The sequence below is a fragment of the Methylobacterium sp. Leaf465 genome (assembly GCF_001424705.1).
Classification (GTDB): Bacteria; Pseudomonadota; Alphaproteobacteria; order Rhizobiales; family Beijerinckiaceae; genus Methylobacterium.
Window position 1 is genome coordinate 70,589 of the sequence record NZ_LMRA01000003.1, and the last position, 16,928, is coordinate 87,516.

14 protein-coding genes are annotated in these 16,928 nt (G+C 71.3%); 6 read left to right on the forward strand and 8 right to left on the reverse strand.

Translation table 11 applies throughout. The features are described from left to right. Window positions 1–57 precede the first annotated feature (57 nt). From ASG51_RS03915 to ASG51_RS03925, 3 genes are all read right to left on the reverse strand, one after another. Window positions 58–936, reverse strand: coding sequence for an SDR family oxidoreductase (locus ASG51_RS03915; RefSeq protein WP_056379240.1), 879 nt, complete (start codon window positions 934–936; stop codon window positions 58–60). A gap of 69 nt (window positions 937–1,005) precedes the next feature. Next, window positions 1,006–1,224, reverse strand: a complete 219-nt coding sequence (locus ASG51_RS03920; protein ID WP_056270138.1) for a hypothetical protein — start codon at window positions 1,222–1,224, stop codon at window positions 1,006–1,008. An 87-nt stretch (window positions 1,225–1,311) separates the two neighbouring features. Next, window positions 1,312–3,192 carry a glycoside hydrolase family 15 protein gene (locus ASG51_RS03925; protein WP_244480052.1) on the reverse strand — a complete coding sequence of 627 codons (1,881 nt, stop codon included), beginning with the start codon at window positions 3,190–3,192 and terminating at the stop codon, window positions 1,312–1,314. Window positions 3,193–3,425: 233 nt separating this feature from the next. Here ASG51_RS03925 and ASG51_RS03930 point away from each other — a divergent pair, with 233 nt between their 5' ends. Genes ASG51_RS03930 through ASG51_RS03945 form a run of 4 tightly spaced genes read left to right on the forward strand, consistent with a single transcriptional unit; the run spans window position 3,426 to window position 8,685 of the window. Next, a complete protein-coding gene (locus ASG51_RS03930) occupies window positions 3,426–3,659 on the forward strand; it encodes a hypothetical protein (RefSeq protein ID WP_056215530.1) in 234 nt (77 codons plus the stop codon). Between the two features lie 2 nt (window positions 3,660–3,661). Next, window positions 3,662–4,291: a TetR/AcrR family transcriptional regulator gene (locus tag ASG51_RS03935; protein WP_056215532.1), complete on the forward strand. Its 630-nt coding sequence runs from the start codon at window positions 3,662–3,664 to the stop codon at window positions 4,289–4,291. Beyond that, a complete protein-coding gene (locus ASG51_RS03940) occupies window positions 4,288–5,553 on the forward strand; it encodes an efflux RND transporter periplasmic adaptor subunit (protein ID WP_082513863.1) in 1,266 nt (421 codons plus the stop codon). The genes ASG51_RS03935 and ASG51_RS03940 overlap by 4 nt, the downstream gene beginning before the upstream one ends. Window positions 5,554–5,601: 48 nt before the next feature. Continuing rightward, a complete protein-coding gene (locus ASG51_RS03945; RefSeq protein ID WP_056379241.1) occupies window positions 5,602–8,685 on the forward strand; it encodes an efflux RND transporter permease subunit in 3,084 nt (1,027 codons plus the stop codon). A 44-nt stretch (window positions 8,686–8,729) separates the two neighbouring features. Here ASG51_RS03945 and ASG51_RS03950 read toward each other — a convergent pair whose 3' ends face one another. From ASG51_RS03950 to ASG51_RS03965, 4 genes are all read right to left on the reverse strand, one after another. Further along, on the reverse strand, window positions 8,730–10,052 hold the full coding sequence (locus tag ASG51_RS03950; RefSeq protein ID WP_056379243.1) for an MFS transporter: 1,323 nt from the start codon (window positions 10,050–10,052) through the stop codon (window positions 8,730–8,732). Window positions 10,053–10,159: 107 nt separating this feature from the next. Beyond that, window positions 10,160–11,128, reverse strand: a complete 969-nt coding sequence (locus ASG51_RS03955; protein ID WP_244480053.1) for a hydroxymethylglutaryl-CoA lyase — start codon at window positions 11,126–11,128, stop codon at window positions 10,160–10,162. Beyond that, entirely contained in the window at window positions 11,125–12,318 is a 1,194-nt protein-coding gene (locus tag ASG51_RS03960) for a CaiB/BaiF CoA-transferase family protein (protein ID WP_056349023.1), read from the reverse strand. Before ASG51_RS03960 ends, ASG51_RS03955 begins: the two co-directional genes overlap by 4 nt. Window positions 12,319–12,452: 134 nt before the next feature. Further along, window positions 12,453–13,361, reverse strand: coding sequence for a LysR substrate-binding domain-containing protein (locus ASG51_RS03965; RefSeq protein ID WP_056379339.1), 909 nt, complete (start codon window positions 13,359–13,361; stop codon window positions 12,453–12,455). A 1,209-nt stretch (window positions 13,362–14,570) separates the two neighbouring features. Here ASG51_RS03965 and ASG51_RS03980 point away from each other — a divergent pair. Both ASG51_RS03980 and ASG51_RS03985 read left to right on the forward strand, forming a co-directional pair. Continuing rightward, window positions 14,571–15,305, forward strand: a complete 735-nt coding sequence (locus ASG51_RS03980; protein WP_056270124.1) for a Crp/Fnr family transcriptional regulator — start codon at window positions 14,571–14,573, stop codon at window positions 15,303–15,305. A gap of 263 nt (window positions 15,306–15,568) precedes the next feature. After that, window positions 15,569–15,808 (forward strand): hypothetical protein, encoded by a 240-nt coding sequence (locus ASG51_RS03985; RefSeq protein WP_056215557.1) that lies wholly within the window; start codon window positions 15,569–15,571, stop codon window positions 15,806–15,808. Window positions 15,809–15,911: 103 nt separating this feature from the next. On the opposite strand, the gene ASG51_RS03990 is transcribed toward ASG51_RS03985, so the two are convergent. Then, a complete protein-coding gene (locus ASG51_RS03990; protein WP_056379249.1) occupies window positions 15,912–16,910 on the reverse strand; it encodes an SDR family NAD(P)-dependent oxidoreductase in 999 nt (332 codons plus the stop codon). Between the last annotated feature and the right edge of the window lie 18 nt (window positions 16,911–16,928).

Here is a 16,928-nt window from a genome sequence, read left to right on the forward strand (position 1 = left end):
TACGGAATTTCCGTACGGTCTGTAAAGTCTCTCAGCGGTATTCGCCTGCACAGCCCCTCAATACATCGGCGTCCCGCCCGTGACCGGCACCAGCGCACCGGTCATGTAGCTGCCCTCCCGCGAAGCGAGGAGCACGTAGGCAGGGGCGAGTTCGGCCGGCTGGCCGGCGCGGCCCAGGGGCGTGTCGGCGCCGAGGGAGGCGATCTGCTCGGGGCTCTTCACGATGGGTTGGATCGGGGTCCAGACCGGGCCCGGGGCGACGCAGTTCACCCGGATGCCTTTCGGCGCCAGCAGGTTGGACAGGCCGATGGTCAGACTCGCGATGGCGCCCTTGGTGGCGGCGTAGACCAGCATGGTCTTGTCGGCGATCTTGGCCTGCTGGCTTGTGGAGTTCACGATGGCAGAGCTCGGCTTCATGTGCGGCACGGCGGCCTGGGCGAGGTAGAGCATCGCGAACACGTTGGCGCGGAACGAACCCTCGAGATCCTCCGGCGTCACGTCGTCGAGGTCCTCGTTGACCACCTGCGCGGCGGCGTTGTTCACGAGGATGTCGAGCCCGCCGAGTTCGGACACGGTGCGGGCGACGAGGTCGCGGCAATAGGTCGGGTCGCGCAGGTCGCCGGGCAGGAGCAGGACGCGCCGGCCCGCCTTGCGCACCCATTCGGCGGTGTCCTCGGCATCGGACTGCTCGACCGGCAGGTACGCGATCGCCACGTGGGCGCCCTCGCGGGCATACGCGATGGCCACGGCCCGGCCGATCCCGGAATCGCCGCCGGTCACCAGGGCGACGCGGTCGGTGAGGAGCCCCTTGCCGACGTAGCTCGTCTCGCCGTGGTCGGGGGCCGGACGCATCCGCGAGGTCAGGCCCGGCCGTTCCTGTTGCTGGTCGCCGGGAAAGGGCGGCCGCGGGCCGGCGTCGCGGGGATCGATGGTCATCGGCGTCTGAGGCCTTCCGGGGCTGTCTTCAACAAAAAGGGGCCCACCGGGCGGCGGGCCCCGGGACGATCAGGCGTCCGCGTCGTCGGCCTCGAGAATGGTCTCGAGGTCGCCCGTGAGGGCATCGAGCTGGTCGGGCGTCGCGCGGATCTTGAAGGTGGTTCCGTCCTCGGCCTCGACCGCGATCTCCACGTGATCGTCGACGCGTGCGGCCATGGCCTGCTTCAGGATGTAGGTCGTCACGTCCGGATTGGTCGTGTCCGTGGTCTTGTTCGTGGTCTTGGCCATGCTGCCGTCTCCTGATGGGCTCCCCGGCAACGCGGCAGGGCCCTGGTCGGATCTGCGACCAAAGCTCCCGCCGGGCGCCGCAGTCATCTACAGGCTCAGGCCCGACAGGGTGGCGGCGGCCTGGATCAGGGCCAGATGGGTCAGCCCCTGCGGCAGGTTGCCGAGATAGATGCCGCTGACCGGGTCGGCCATCTCCGAATAGGTGCCGGAATTCCGGTCGAGGGCCTTCACCAGGGCCTCGAACGCGGCTTGCGCTTCCGCCGTCTCCCCGAGCAGGGCCCTGGCCTCCACGAGCCAGAAGGTGCAGGCGAGGAAGCAGCCCTCCTCCGCCTCGGCGCCGGTGTAGCGGTAGTGATAGGGGCCGCGTCCGAGCTCCCGGTCGATGGCCCGGCAGGTGGCCGCGAGGCGCTCGGGGTTGCCGAAGCGGAAGCGAACGGCCAGCGTCAGGGAGGCATCGAGCTTCTCCGTGCCGGGATACATGACGTAGGATTGCTTGGCCTCCGACCAGCAGTTCCGGTCGATCCAGTCCGCGACGCGGTCGCGGGCCCGGGCCCAGCGCTCGCGGCAGGTGCCCGGTAGGTGGCCGCCATCGGCGAGTTCCACCGCCCGGGCCAGCGCCTGCCAGCAGCTGATCTTGGAGCCGGTGTAGTGCTCGGCCTCCGGCAACTCCCAGATGCCCGCATCCTTGAGCTTCCAGGATTCGGCGCATTGGTCGGCGAGCTGGGCGAGCAGCGTCCCGGTGCGCAGGTCAAGCATGTTGCCGTCGGCCACGAAGCGCTCGGCGGTCTCGAAGATGTCGCCGTAGATGCCGTGCTGGTGCTGGCCCGTGGCGGCGTTGCCGGTGCGCACGGGGCGCGAGCCGCGATAGCCCGGCAGATCGATGTCGCGCTCGCCGGGCACGCAGCCGCCGTCGAGGGTGTAGAGCACCTGCGCCCCGTGCTCGCCGATGTGGCGCATCAGCCAGGACAGGGCCGCGTTGGCCTCGGCCTGGGCACCCAGGCGCAGGAAGGCCTTGATGACGTAGCCGGCATCGCGGATCCAGGCGTAGCGGTAATCGTAGTTCTTGGAGCCGCCGATGCCCTCGGGCAGGGAACTCGTGGCCGCCGCCGCGATGGCGCCGGTGGGCGAGTAGAGCAGCAGCTTCAGCGCGAGGGCGCTGCGCTCGACCTGCTCGGCATAGCGGCCCCGATAGGCGAGACGCTCGGTCCAGTCCCGCCATTCCTGGCACGAGACGTCGATGCGCCCGTCGATCTCGTCGATCGGCGCCACCACCAGGGGCTGGTTCTCGGCGGCCACGATGGCGACGACCTCGCGCTGACCCGCCCGCACCTCGACGGAGCCCGAGATGACGTGGTCGTTCTCCGTCTCGATCCGGATGCCGTCGCTGGTGCGGAACAGGCCCATCATGCCGGCCACGTGGAAGGCGGTGCCGTTGCTGTTGCCCGAGAGATAGGGGGCGGCCGTGTCGCCCCGCGTGCCTAAGACCAAGGCCACCCGGAAGCGCACGTGCCCCTCCAGACCCTCGATCCGGCGCGCGAGTTCCGCCCAGGGCAGGCGCCCGGCGGGGCCGCTGTTCAGGCTCTCGGTGAGGCGCGCGCGTCCGGTCTTCGTGGTGAAGACGGTCTCGTGGACGTTGCTGCCATCGCGGTAGCCGATCTCGGCGGTGAAGGGCTCCTCCGGCGTGATCGCGAAGTAGCCGCCCTCCTCCGGGCTGAGCATGCGGTCGAACAGCGGCGGCGAGTCGAGATTGGGACAGCACCACCAGTCGATGGAGCCGTCGGCCCCCGAGAGTGCCACCGAGCGGCCCTCGCCGATCGCCGCGTAGCCCTCGATCGGGAGAAATCCGTCGGTGCGGCCGACGGCACCGCCCTCGCGGGGGAAAGGCTTCAGCACGGTGCGGGCGACCTCGGGTGGTGAGCGGACGATACCGGCCGGGGCCGGGCGTGGCGCCACGGGCCGTCCGCGCACGTCGCGCGTGTCCGAACCGAGCCGACCGGGATCCTCCGCGGGGGTCTGCTCGAACCCGCGCGGCGGGCGGCCGTTCCGGTCCCGGCTTGCTTCATGTTGACACGGCGGCCCGCGGGGCAGGGCGCTCGTGGCCGTGAGACCCCATCGCCGTGCCCTTCCACACGGACAGAATGAACGCTCATTGACCAGTGAATGAACATTCAATACGACGATTGTGTCGGTTGGAGGATGCGATGCAGCGGACGCACGAGGATTTCCCGTTCGAGGCGCTGGTGCGGAAGGCGCGGGCGCTCCTCGCGCCCGAGCACCTGCTGCTCGGGGCCGTGCTGGTGCTCGGCTGGGCCGCGCTCATCGCCTGGACCGGCAACGGCCCGGTCGGCTGGCAGGCCCGCCTCTGTGCCGATGCGGACGCCTCGGTCGCCGCCTGCCGGGTGGTCGCGCCGTCGGCGGACGGACGGGTCTCCTGACCATGGCCTCGCCGGTCGGCACCCTCATCGACGCCCGCGCCAGCCAGGCCGCGCGCCGGGAACAGATCCTCGACGCCGCCTGCGCCTGTTTCGTGCGCAACGGGTTCCACCGCACCACGATGCAGGACCTCGCCCGCGAGGCCGGCATGACGGCGGGCAACTTCTACCACTACTTCCGCTCCAAGGAGGCGCTGGTCCTGGGCCTCGTGGAGCGGGAACGGATCAGCGGCGCCCAGCTGGTGACGCGCCTCCAGCAGGAGGGCGACCGGCGCGGCGCGTTGTTCGGCGTGCTCGGCCAGTATTTCGGCGCCCTGACCCGGGAGGCGGCGGTGCTGCGCCTGGAGATCTGGTCCGAGGGCACCCGCAACCCGGCCATCGCGGCGCTCACGGCGGAGACCGAGGCGGAGGCCCGGGCCTGGTTCGAGGAGACCTTCGCCGACCTCGCCACCGCGCCGGATTGCGATCCGGTGGCCCTCTACGCCCTGCTGGCGCCCCAGTTGAAGGGGATCGTCCTGAGCCGGGCCATCCTCCCCGATTTCGACACGGGGCTCGCCGTGGCGCAGCTCCAGGCCCTGATCGAGGCCGGGCTCGCCGGCCGCGCCCCCCTCCCCGCCGTGGAGCCCCGCCCATGACCGCCGCCCGCCTCGGCCTCGCCCTGCTCGCCCTGGCGCTGCCGGCCTCCGCAGCTCTCGCCGGCCCGGCCCAGCCGCCGGCAGGCTCCACCCAGCCGCCGGCCGGCGCGGCCCAGCCGGTCAAGGCCGGCCTCGTGCCGACGATCAGCGTGGTCGAAGCCAGGCGGCGCGAGATCTTCGAGTCGGTGGTCGTCACCGGCACCCTGGTCCCGCGCGACGAGATCCTGGTGACGCCCGAGATCGAGGGCTACCGGGTCACCGAGGTGCTGGTGGAGGAAGGTGCCCGGGTGGCCCGGGGGCAGGTGCTCGCCCGTCTCTCGCGCGACCTCATCGACCGTCAGCTCGCCCAGCAGGCGGCCCTGGTGGAGAAGGCCGAGGCCGCCGTGCCCCAGGCCCAGAGCAGCATCGAGCAGGCGGAGGCCGCCGAGACCGAGGCGCGCCTCGCCTTCGAGCGGGTGCAGCAGCTCCTGAAGACCGGCAACGCCACCGCGGCCGTGATGGAGGGCCGCACCGCCAGCCTGCGCCAGGCCGAGGGCAAGCTCGCCTTCGCCCGCAACGGCCTGCGCATCGCCCGGGCCGACCTCGCCCAGGCCCGGGCCGTGCTGGAGGAACTGAACCTGCGCCTGGCCCGCACGGAGATCCGCGCGCCGGAGGCCGGCATCGTCAGTCGCCGCACCGCCCGGGTGGGCTTGGCCGCCTCCGCCTCGGCCGAGCCCCTGTTCCGCCTGATCGCCCGGGGCGAGATCGAACTCGAGGGCGAGGTCATCGAGACCAAGCTGCCGCAGCTGCGCGAGAACGCCCCGGCCTGGATCGACCTCGGCGACGGTGTCCGCCTGTCGGGCAGCGTGCGGACCGTCTACCCGGAGGTCGACCGGGCGACCCGCCTCGGCAAGGTCCGCGTCCGCCTGGAGCCGGATCCGCGCCTGCGCATCGGCACCTTCGCGCGGGGCGCCGTCGAGCTCGCCCGGACCCGCGGCGTGACCGTGCCGCAGGCCTCCGTGCTCTACGGCGGGGGCAAGCGCAGCTCCGTCCTCGTGGTCGCCGACGACGTGGTCGAGGCCCGCGAGGTCCGCACCGGCCTGTCCGACGACGACGACATCGAGATCCGCGCCGGACTCGCCGACGGCGAGCGCGTGGTGGCCCGCGCCGGCAGCTTCCTGCGCGACGGCGACCGGGTCCGCCCGGTGGCGCTGGCCGTGCCGGAGCCGGCCGTGGCCGCCGCCCCCTCCCCGCGCGAGACCGCCGAGGCCGGGACGCCCTGACCGGGCGCCGCCTCGTCTCCCGATCCGAACCCCCCATCGAGCCGACGCATGCGCCTGAACATCTCCGCCTGGGCGATCCGCCACCCGATCGCGCCGCTCGTGCTGTTCCTGGTGCTGATCGTGCTCGGTCTCGTCAGCTTCCGCAGCCTCGCGGTGACGCGGATGCCCAACGTCGACGTGCCGATCGTCTCGGTGACGATCACGCAGAGCGGGTCGGCCCCCGCCGAGCTGCAGACGCAGGTCACGAAGTGGGTCGAGGATTCCATCGCCGGGGTGCGCGGGGTCAAGCACATCACCTCGGCCATCACCGAGGGCTCCTCCGTCACCACGGTGGAGTTCCGCCTGGAGGTGAACACCGACCGGGCCGTCAACGACGTCAAGGACGCGGTCTCCAAGATCCGCATCAACCTGCCCCGCACCATCGACGAGCCGGTGATCCAGCGCGTCGAGATCACCGGCCTGCCGATCCTGATCTACGGCGTGACGTCGCCCGGCATGACGCCGGCCGAGCTGTCCTGGTTCGTGGAGGACAAGGTCGCCCGCTCGCTCCAGGGCGTGAAGGGCGTCGGCGGCGTCGAGCGCGTCGGCGGCGTCGCCCGCGAGATGCGCGTCACCCTGCTCCCCGACCGCCTGCTGGCGCTGGGCATCACGGCGGCCGACGTGAACCGTCAGCTGCGCCTGACCTCCGCCGACATGGCGGGCGGTCGCGGCGAGGTCGGCGGGCGCGAGCAGTCGATCCGGACGCTGGCCGCCTCGCGCTCGCTGCGCGACCTCAAGGCCACCTCCATCGTGCTCTCCGGGGGCCGCAAGGTCCGCCTCGACGAACTGGCGACGCTGGAGGATGCCATCGAGGAGCCGCGCACCTTCGCGCGCTTCAACGGCGAGCCGGTGGTCGCCTTCGCGGTCTCGCGCGGCTCGGGCGCCAGCGACGCCGAGGTCGCGGCCGGTGTCGAGACGCGCATCGCCGCGTTCAAGACCGCCTATCCCGACATCCGGTTCGAGACCATCGACTCCTCGGTGGCGGCCACCATCGGCTCCTACGATTCGGCGATGCACACCCTGATCGAGGGGGCGGCGCTCGCCGTGCTGGTGGTGTTCCTGTTCCTGCGCGACTGGCGCGCGACGCTGATCGCCGCGATCGCCCTGCCGCTCTCGGTCTTCCCGACCTTCTGGGCGATGGACGCGATGGGCTTCACCCTGAACGGCATCAGCCTGCTCGCCATCACGCTGGTCACCGGCATCCTCGTCGACGACGCCATCGTGGAGATCGAGAACATCGTCCGGCACATGCGGCTCGGCAAATCGCCCTACCGCGCCGCCATCGAGGGCGCCGACGAGATCGGGCTCGCGGTCATCGCCATCACGGCGACCCTGATCGCGGTGTTCGCACCGGTCTCCTTCATGGGCGGCATCGCGGGCCGCTACTTCATGCAGTTCGGCCTCACCATCGCGGTCTCGGTGTTCATGTCGCTGCTGGTCGCGCGCCTGATCACCCCGATGCTGGCCGCCTACTTCCTGCGCGACCACGACCACGAGGAGGCGAAGGAGGGCCCGGTGATGCGCGCCTATGGCCGCGTCGTCGGCTGGTCGGTGCGCCACCGCGTCGTCACGCTGATCGTCGGCCTCGCGCTGTTCGCCGGCTCGCTGGCCTCCACCGGCCTCCTGCCCTCGGGGTTCGTGCCGAAGCAGGACAATGCCCGCACGCTGTTCATGGTCGAGCTCGCGCCCGGCGCCCGCCTGCCCGACACCGTCGCGGTCTCGGACCGGGTGGTGGCCCGTATCCGGGCCCTGCCCGAGGTGGTCTCGGTCTTCGTCGACGGCGGCCGCCAGGCCGGCGGCAAGAAGGAGACCCGGCTCGCCACCCTGATCGTCAACCTGACGCCGAAGAATCAGCGCTCCGCCAAGCAGGCCGCCATCGAGACCGAGATCGCCGGCCTGCTCGCCCAGGAACCCGACATCCGCTCCTGGACCCTGCGCGACGGCGGCCAGCGCGACCTCGCTCTCGTGGTCGGCGGACCCGATGTCGACGTGGTCACCGAGGTCGCCGCCCGGCTCCAGCGCGACATGGCGGCGATCCCCCACCTGGTCTCGGTGATGTCGACGGCCCCCCTCAACCGCACGGAGGTCCGCATCCGGCCGAAGGCGGGGGCGGCGGCCGATCTCGGCGTCTCCACCGACGCCATCGCCGAGACCGTCCGGGTGGGCACCATCGGCGACATCGGGCTGAACCTGGCGAAGTTCAACGCGCCCGACCGGCAGGTGCCGATCCGGGTGCAACTGCCGGAGAGCGCCCGCGGCGCGGTCTCGCGTCTCGAGAACCTCAAGGTGCCGGCCAAGAACGGCGCCGCCGTGCCGCTGGCGGCCGTCGCCGACATCGAGCTCGACCAGGGGCCCGGCGCCATCGAGCGCTACGACCGCGTGGTGCGCGTGGCCGTGGAGGCCAACATGGAGGGCTCCGACGCCCTCGGCTCCCTCATCGCCCAGGCGCTGGAGACCCCCACGGCCAAGACCCTGCCGCCGGGCGTCACCATCCGGCAGACCGGCGACGCCGAGATCATGGGCGAGGTGTTCTCGGGCTTCCTCATGGCGATGGGGGCCGGGATCATGATGGTCTACGCGGTGCTCGTGCTGCTGTTCGGCTCGTTCCTGCAGCCGCTGACCATCCTGTTCTCGCTGCCCCTCTCCATCGGCGGCGCGATCCTCGGTCTGCTGATCCTGAACATGCCGATCTCGATGCCGGTGGTGATCGGCATCCTGATGCTGATGGGGCTGGTGACGAAGAACGCCATCATGCTGGTGGACTTCGCCGTGGAGGAGATGGCCCGCGGCGTCGACCGGGTCACCGCCATCGTGGATGCGGGCCGCAAGCGCGCCCGGCCCATCGTGATGACCACCATCGCCATGGCGGCCGGCATGGTGCCCTCCGCCATGGCGCTGGGCATCGGCGGCGAGTTCCGCGCGCCGATGGCGGTGGCGGTGATCTCGGGCCTGATCGTCTCGACCCTGCTCTCGCTGGTCTTCGTGCCGGCGGTGTTCCTGCTCATGGACAGCCTCGGCGCCGTCCTCGGCCGGCTCCTCGGCCGCTTCGTCGGCGCGACGGACGAGGCGCCCCTCCCCGTCCCCCACGCCTGAGGTCACGCGGGGCGCCCCCGGGCAAGGGGCGCCCCCGCGACGGATCAGTCGATCCGGTCGCTGCGGCGCAGCTGGGCCGGCAGGGCGAACAGGCTGATGGCGGCGGCCGCGAGGCAGAGCCCGGCGATCACCCAGATGGCCGGGGTGGTCGATCCGGTCAGGTCCTTGACCCAGCCCACCATGACCGGGCTGACGATGCCGCCGAACTGCCCGAGGGTGTTGATCAGGGCGATGCCGCCGGCGGCGCCGACCCCGGTGACGAGCTTCGGCGGCAGGGTCCAGAAGGTCGGGATCGAGGCGACGATCCCGGTGCCGACGAGGCAGAGGGCCAGCATCAGCGGCACGATCTGCCGGTCGAACAGGCCGGCGGCGAAGAAGCCCAGGGCCGCCGCGATGGCGAGGCCGGCCACGAATTTCGGTCGGTTCCCGGAGGCGTCGGACAGCCGCCCGATCACCACCATGCTGATCGCCCCGCAGATGTAGGGCAGCGCCGCCAGGAGCCCGACCAGGCCGGTGCTGGCACCGCTCGCCGTCCGGATCAGGTCCGGCCCCCAGAAGTTCAGGCCGTAGGAGCCGATCTGGAGCAGGAAGTAGATCAGCCCGACCTTGAGGAAGCCGGGGCTGCGGATGGCGCCCAGGAGCGAGTGGTCGCCGATCCCGCGGTTGGCCTCGGCGATCTGGCTCGCCACCAGGCTCTTCTCGGAGTCGGTGAGCCAGCGGGCATCGGTGACGCGGTCGTCGAAGCGGCGTATCACCAGGGCGCCAAGGAGCAGGCAGGGCAGGCCGCCGGCAAGGAACAGCCACTGCCATCCGGCCAGTCCCGCGACGCCGTTGAGCGAACTCAGGATCAGCCCCGAGACCGGGGCGCCGACGATGCCCGAGAAGGCCGAGGCCACGAACAGCATCGAGGTGATGCGCCCGCGGCGCGAGGCCGGAAACCACAGGGTCAGGTAGTAGAGGATGCCGGGGGCGAAGCCCGCCTCCATGGCGCCGATGAGGAAGCGCAGGGCGTAGAAGTGCCATTCCTGGGTGATGAACACCATGGCGGCGGTGGCGAGCCCCCAGGAGATCATGATCCGGGCGATCCAGCGCCGGGCGCCGACCCGGTACAGGATCAGGTTCGAGGGCACCTCGAAGATAACGTAGCCGACCACGAACAGGCTCGCGCCGAGGCCGTAGGCGGTGTTGCTGAAGCCGAGGTCGCTCTGAAGCTGGAACTTGGCGAAGCTGATGTTGATGCGGTCGAAGAAGGCGAACAAGTAGCAGACCATGATCAGCGGCATCAGCCGCCAGGCGATCTTCCGGTAGGTGGCGGCTTCGCGGGTCTCTGCGGGCGCGCCGAGGGCGGCCGGAGCGGCGAGGGTCATGGTGTCTCTCCCTGGAGGCGTCTCGATGGCGCGCCGCCCTTATCCGGGCGGTCTTGCGGGTTCTGCCGATCTTGCGTGTTGGGCTTGTCTTGCGTCGAACCCCCGCCTCAGGCCGCGATCCCGGGCGGCGGCGGGTGGAGGTCGCCGGGGCGCCCGGCCTGGGCCACCTGCCCCGGGACGGGATGGCCGACGAGGGCCGGCAGCCCGCGCGACAGGGCGATCAGCCCGTCGAGGTCGAGGCCGGTGGGGATGCCCATCTCGTGGGCCATGCTCACGAGGTCTTCGGTGCAGATGTTGCCGGTGGCCCCCGGGGCGAAGGGGCAGCCGCCGAGGCCGCCGAGGGCCGCGTCGAAGCGCAGGGCGCCGGCCGCCCGCGCCGCCAGCACGTTGGCGAGGCCGAGGCCGCGGGTGTTGTGAAAGTGGAGCGTCAGCGCCTCGGCCGGGACGAGCCGGAGGGCGCGGGCCACGAGGTCGCCGATCTGGCGCGGGTTGGCCATGCCGGTGGTGTCGGCCAGCGTGATGCCGTCGATCCCGAGGGCGCGGTAGCGCGCGACGATGTCGAGGACCCGCTCCGCCGGCTGGCCGCCCTCGAAGGGGCAGCCGAAGGCGGTGGCCACCGTCGCGTTGAGGCGCACGCCGGTGCCGCGCGCCGCCGCGACGATCCGCGCGAAGGCGTCGAGGGAGGCCTCGCGGGTCAGGCCCATATTGGCGCGGTTGTGGGTCTCGCTCGCCGACATGACGAGGTTGAGCTCGTCGGCGCGGGCCGCGAGCGCCCGCTCGGCGCCCTTCAGGTTCGGCACCAGGGCGACGTAGAGCGTGCCCGGGCGCCGGGTGATCCGGGCCAGCACCTCGGCGGCGTCGCGCAAGGCGGGAACCGCCTTGGGCGAGACGAACGAGGTCGCCTCGATCCGGCTGAAGCCCGCCGCCGAGAGGGCGTCGATCAGCGCGACCTTGTCGGCGGTCTCCACGAAGGCGGGCTCGATCTGCAGGCCGTCGCGGGGCGCGACCTCCTGGACGATCAGGGGCGTCTCGTCGCCCGGGCTTCCCGTCCCGCTGCGCCTCAAGCCGCCGCTCACGCCACCGCTCCCGTGGTCCGCAGGGCCGCGATCGCCGCGGCGTCGTAGCCGAGATCCGCCAGCACCGCGTCGGTGTGGGCGCCGAGGGCCGGACCGGACCAGCGCACCTCTCCGGGGGTCTCGGAGAGCTTGGGCACGATGCCGGGCATCTTCACCGCCGTGCCGCCGGGCAGCGCGGTCGGCAGGATCATGTCGCGGGCCTGGTAGTGCGGGTCGGCGACGATGTCGGCCACCGAGTAGATCCGGCCGGCGGGGACCTGCGCCGCCTCCAGGGCCTCCAGCGCATCGGCGATGCTGCGCGCGCCCGACCAGTCCGCGATGGCCGCGTCGAGCCGCGCGGCCTGGGCCGAGCGGCCGTCGTTGCTGCGCAGGGCCGGGTCGTCGGCGAGGTCGGGCCGGCCGATCGCCCGCATCAGGCGCCGGAAGATCGGGTCGCTGTTGCCCGCGATGACGACGTAGCCGCCATCCTGGGTCGGGTAGGTGTTCGAGGGCGTGATGCCCGGCAGGGCGCCGCCCGTCCGGGTACGGACCTCGCCGAGGAGGTCGTATTCCGGGACGAGGCTCTCCATCACGTTGAAGACGCTCTCCACCAGCGAGACGTCGATGACCTGGCCCTTGCCGCCGGCGGTCTTGACGTGGAGGAGCGACATCAGCGCGCCGATGACCCCGTGCAGGGAGGCCAGGGTGTCGCCGATGCTGACGCCGACGCGGGCGGGCGGGCTGTCCGGATGGCCGGTGGTGAAGCGCAGGCCGCCCATCGCCTCGCCGATGGCGCCGAAGCCCGGCCGGTCGCGGTAGGGACCGGTCTGGCCGTAGCCGGAGATCCGGACCATGACGAGGTTGGGGTTGAGGGCGGAGAGGTCCGCCCAGCCCAGCCCGAGCTTCTCCAGCCCCCCGGGGCGGAAATTCTCGATGACCACGTCGGCGCTGGTGGCGAGCGCCCGCACCACCGCGGCGCCCTCCGGCGCCTTCAGGTCGACGGCGATGGATTTCTTGTTGCGGGACTGGAGGTACCACCAGAGGGAGGTGCCCTCGTGCAGCTTGCGCCACTTGCGCAGGGGATCGCCCTCCCCCGGTGCCTCGACCTTGATCACCTCGGCACCGAACTCCGCCATCAGGCGGGCGGCGAAGGGGGCGGCGATGAGCTGTCCGAGTTCGAGAACGCGGATTCCGGCGAGCGGTCCGGCCATGAACGGTTCCTCCGGTGGTCTGTCGGCGACGGTCTTCTCGGATCGTCTTCCTGCCCATCGATAGCCGCGCAGGGCCGGCGAAGGCCAACCGTCTTTCGGCGACGACCGTTCGCGTCCGGAGAACGCTTCGCGGCTCAGACCGCGTCGGCGGTGAGGCTCGCGACGAGGAGGCTCGCCGCCGGGGAGCGTTCGCCGGGGCGGGAGACGATGCGCAATTCGCGCTGGGCCCAGGGGTCGGTGAGGGGGATCGCGGCGAGGTCCATGGCGCTTCCCAGGAGGGCGAAGACCCCGAGGGGCACCACGCCGAGCCCCATATCGGCCTGGGCCATGCGCAGGACCGCGTCGAAGCCCGGCACGTGGACGCGCAGGCGCAAGGGGCGGCCGATGCTCTGCGCCTCGCCGCGCACGCTGGCATAGATCGAGCTCTCGGCGTGCAGCCCGACGAAGTCGTGGTCGAGGGTGTCCCGGAAGGCGAGTGCGGGCCGGTCCGCCAGGGGATGGTCGTGGCGCATGACCACGACGAGGCTGTCGCGGCGGTAGAGCACGCTGGTCAGGTCTCGGGCCGGGATACTGCCGGAGCAGATGCCGAGCTCGGCCAGGCCCGCCTCGACGCCGGCCACCACGCCGCCGCTCGGGCGCTCCTCCAGGCTGATCTTGATGGCCTCCTGGCGCGCCAGGAAGGCGCGCAGGTCCTCGGGCAGGAACTGCACGATAGCCGACAGGTTGGCGAACATCCGCACGATGCCCCGGACGCCCTTGGCGTGCTCGGCGAGCTCCACCACGATCTGCTCGACGTCGTGCAGCATGCGCCGGGCGTGATGGAGCAGGGTCTCCCCGGCCGGGGTCATCACCATGCCCCGCGCCTGGCGCGTCATCAGCTGGACGCCGAGACTCTGCTCCAGCTCGACCAGGCGCTTGCTGACGGCGGAGGGGGCGATCGCCGCCCGCCGGGCCGCCTGGGTCAGGGTGCCGTCCTCGCACATCGCCACGAACAGGCGCAGCGTCGTCGGATCGAGGCGCCGCAGGAGCGTCGGGGCCAGCATGTCCATCCCTCTCACCGGCCCCGACCGGCGCGGACTGCACCCCGGGGCTCCGGCGAGACTACAGCGCCGGACGGCCCGACGGACCAGCCCGGCGGCGGCAGATCGGCGCGTCCGTCTCCGAAGGCCCGGAGAACCGGCCTCCGGGGCCGATGGGTCGGCCTCGGGCCAGCGGACGGCGCCGGCGACGCCCCAGACGCCCGGGCCGTCGGCGACTACGGGGCCGCGCGAATCCCCCATGCAGACCTCAGCCCCGCCGCGGGCGACCGCGATGAGGAGGCCTGTCGTGGTGCGCAGCACCGGGTCGAGGCGGGTCGTCCTGAGGAAGCCGATGCCCCTGGCGCGACAGCCCCACCCCGGTGAGGGTCAGCGCCTGGGGCACGGTGGGCCGGCCGAGCCGGAGCGGTTCGCGTCCGGGCACGGGCCGGGAGAGCCGCAGGACGGCGGTGTCGAGGGACAGGGCTGCAGGCGGGAAGACGCGGACGGCAGGTCGTCCGGGAGGGTGTCGCAGCGGGCGAGCGCCGCGACCCGGTCGGTCCGCGTGCTCGGGCGGGCCCCTTCGGACCGGACGACCGCCGAGGCGACGGAATCGTCCCGCACGCCATGGCCGGCGGTGCGGACGAGGTCCGGGGGGTGACCACGCCGGCGCAGCGGTTCGGGCCGATCGCGACCGCGTGGCGGCGGCCGACGCTCGCCCTGCCTTTTCGGGGTCTCCCGCTTCGGCTTCCCGCTCTGCCCCACGACCTCGACACGTCGCTGCCCCTGAACGACGGGCGCTGCCGGACCCCGACGGATCTCGGCCGCCACGACGCGGCCCCTCGCGCCGGCCGCAGTGCCGGAGGTTCCCGCGCCGCCGACGTTCCCGGTGCCACCCTCCGAACGCCCAAGGGGGCGGACAGAGGCCCCGGAGAGGTGAAGGCGCTGCCCGGGTGAGAATGAGCGCGCCATCGCGGGCCCTGCGATGGGTCTCTGCCGCGACACTCTTCCGAAGATCAGAGCTTCGGGTAATGCTTCGGATTCTCTACCCCTTCGCAAGCATCCTGCCCTGGATGATCGCGATATCCGGCGTCAGACCCAGCATGATCCGTCAAAAGCGACTTATTCGATCCTGATGCTGATCGGAGACGATCATACTTTTTGACTATATATTTTCGAGGATCGCTATGATCTAATATCAAATGTTGATCTTCGGTGGCGACTTCAGAGGGGCACGTGTTCGGATCTTTTATCCGCAAGTTCGAACCTCGTTTCAGTCTTTCGGATGCGGACCGGGACGCTCTCGAGCAGGCCAACGTTCACGGCCGCTTCGTCGGTCCCCGGACGGACATCGTCTCGGAGGGCGACGTTCCGGATCACCTCCACATCATTCGCAGCGGACTGGCCTGCCGCTGCAAATTCCTGCCGGACGGGACCCGGGTCATCCTCGCCTTCCTCATTCCGGGGGATGTCTGCGATCTCAACGTGCCGATCATCGGTGCGCTCGACCATTCCATCGCGACGCTCACCCTGTGCGAGGTGGCGCGGGTCCCGCACGACGTTCTGGGCCGGCTCACGGCCAGCTATCCGTCGCTGGATCACGTCCTTCGCTGCGCCGCGCTGGTCGATGAGGCGATCCTGCGCGAGTGGTTGCTCGTCGTGGGGCATCGCCCGGCCGACAGGCGGCTCGCGCATGTCTTCTGCGAACTTCTGGTGCGCTTCCAATCCGTCGGGCTGGCGACCGGGAACGGGTACGAGCTTCCCCTCACGCAGGTCGACCTGAGCGATGCGCTCGGATTGTCGCCCGTTCATGTGAACAGGACGCTCGGGAGCCTGAAGCGCCGGAGGCTGATCGCCCTCGACGGCAAGCGGGTGGCCATCCCCGATGTCGAAGCGCTCAAGGACTTCGCGATGTTCGACCCGGCCTACCTGCACCTCGCGCCCGAGGCGAACGCACCGCGTGTGGCGTAGGCCGTCGGCCCGCGATGCCGCGGCCGTTCGGAGGCATGACGCCACCGCCGGCGCCTGTTTGGAGAGGTCCAGACACCAGCGGTAGCGGCTGTCATCATGGACAGCTTGCCGACCATGATCCGCGGTCTTTCGCTTGCATTGCGATGGATCAATGCCGCCCGGCGGCGTGCTGAACAGGATTCGCGTCCGGTGATCGCGCTCCTTTGAGGCCTTCCCGCACGTACGAGCCGTCGCGGCTCTTCGGGGCCTGTGCGGAGGGATCCATGCCTCGGTACTTCTTCGACATCTACGACGGACACACCGAGCGCGACGATGTCGGCACGGAATTCGCGGGTCCGCGGGAAGCCGTCCTTCATGCCAAGCGCATCCTGCCCGAGATCGCGATCCACGAAGGTTGGGCGGACGGACATTGCCAAGCCTTCACGGTGCTGGTGACGGACGACGAGGGCCATCCGGTGTATTCGGCCGCCCTGTGTTGCATCGGAACCTGGTTGCTTCGCTGATCGCCGGTCCGGGCCCCCCGTCACGCCGGGGAAGCCCCGGCTGCGTCCGGCGCCGGCCGGGGCCGGGTTGGCGAAACGCCGCGCCAGGGACAGGGCGCCCGGGTCAGGTGACGTAACGGTCGGTGGCGTAGAAGCCGGGGTTCGAGCGGACGAAGTCGATCATCCGGCAGAGGCCGTCATCGATCGACATTCGCGGCGCCCAGCCCATGGCGCGGCGCGCCAGACCGTTGTCGGAGATCAGCTTGAGCACTTCGCTCTGCTCCGGCCGCATCCGCTGCGCCTCGGTCACGATCGGCTTGTCGACACCCATCAGTTCGAGGATGCGGTGGGCGAACCAGCCGACCGAGTAGGTCTCGCCCGTGCCGAGATTGATCGTCATCCCCTCGATGTCCGGCTGCGAGCCGGCCGCGAGGAAGCCCGCCACCGTGTCGGAGACGTAGGTCATGTCGCGCTCCGGCGTCAGGGAGCCGAGACGGATCTCGTCCCGGGCGAAGGCCTGCGAGATGATGGTCGGGATGAAGGCGCGGGCACTCTGGCGCGGCCCGTAGGTGTTGAAGGGCCGCAGGGTCACCACCGGCAGCTCGAACGAGCGGGCATAGCTCTCGGCGAGCTTGTCGGCGGCGATCTTGGAGGCGGAATAGGGAGACTGCCCCTGGAGCGGGTGGGTCTCGTCGATCGGCGTGCGCAGGGCCGTCCCGTAGACCTCCGAGGTGCTCGTATGGACGATCCGCCCGACGGCGCTGCGGCGCCCGGCCTGGAGCACGTTCAGGGTGCCCTCGATGTTGGCGCGGACGTAGCTGCGCGGCGCCTCGTAGGAATAGGGTATCGCGATCAGGGCGCCGAGGTGCAGCACGACGTCCAGGCCCTCGAGGGTCTGGTAGATGAAGTCGCTGTCCTCGATGTTGCCGAAGGCCACCGTCATCGCGGCCCGGACCTCGGGGTCGAGGAAGTCGAGGTTGCCGACCCGGGCGCTGGAATTGTAGCGCACGATCGCCGTGACCTCGGCGCCGGCCCGCACCAGGGCGTCCACGAGGTGGCTGCCGATGAATCCGCCGGCGCCGGTCACCGCGACCCGCTTGCCCTGCCATGCTGTTCCGTCCATCTCATGCTCCCCAACGGC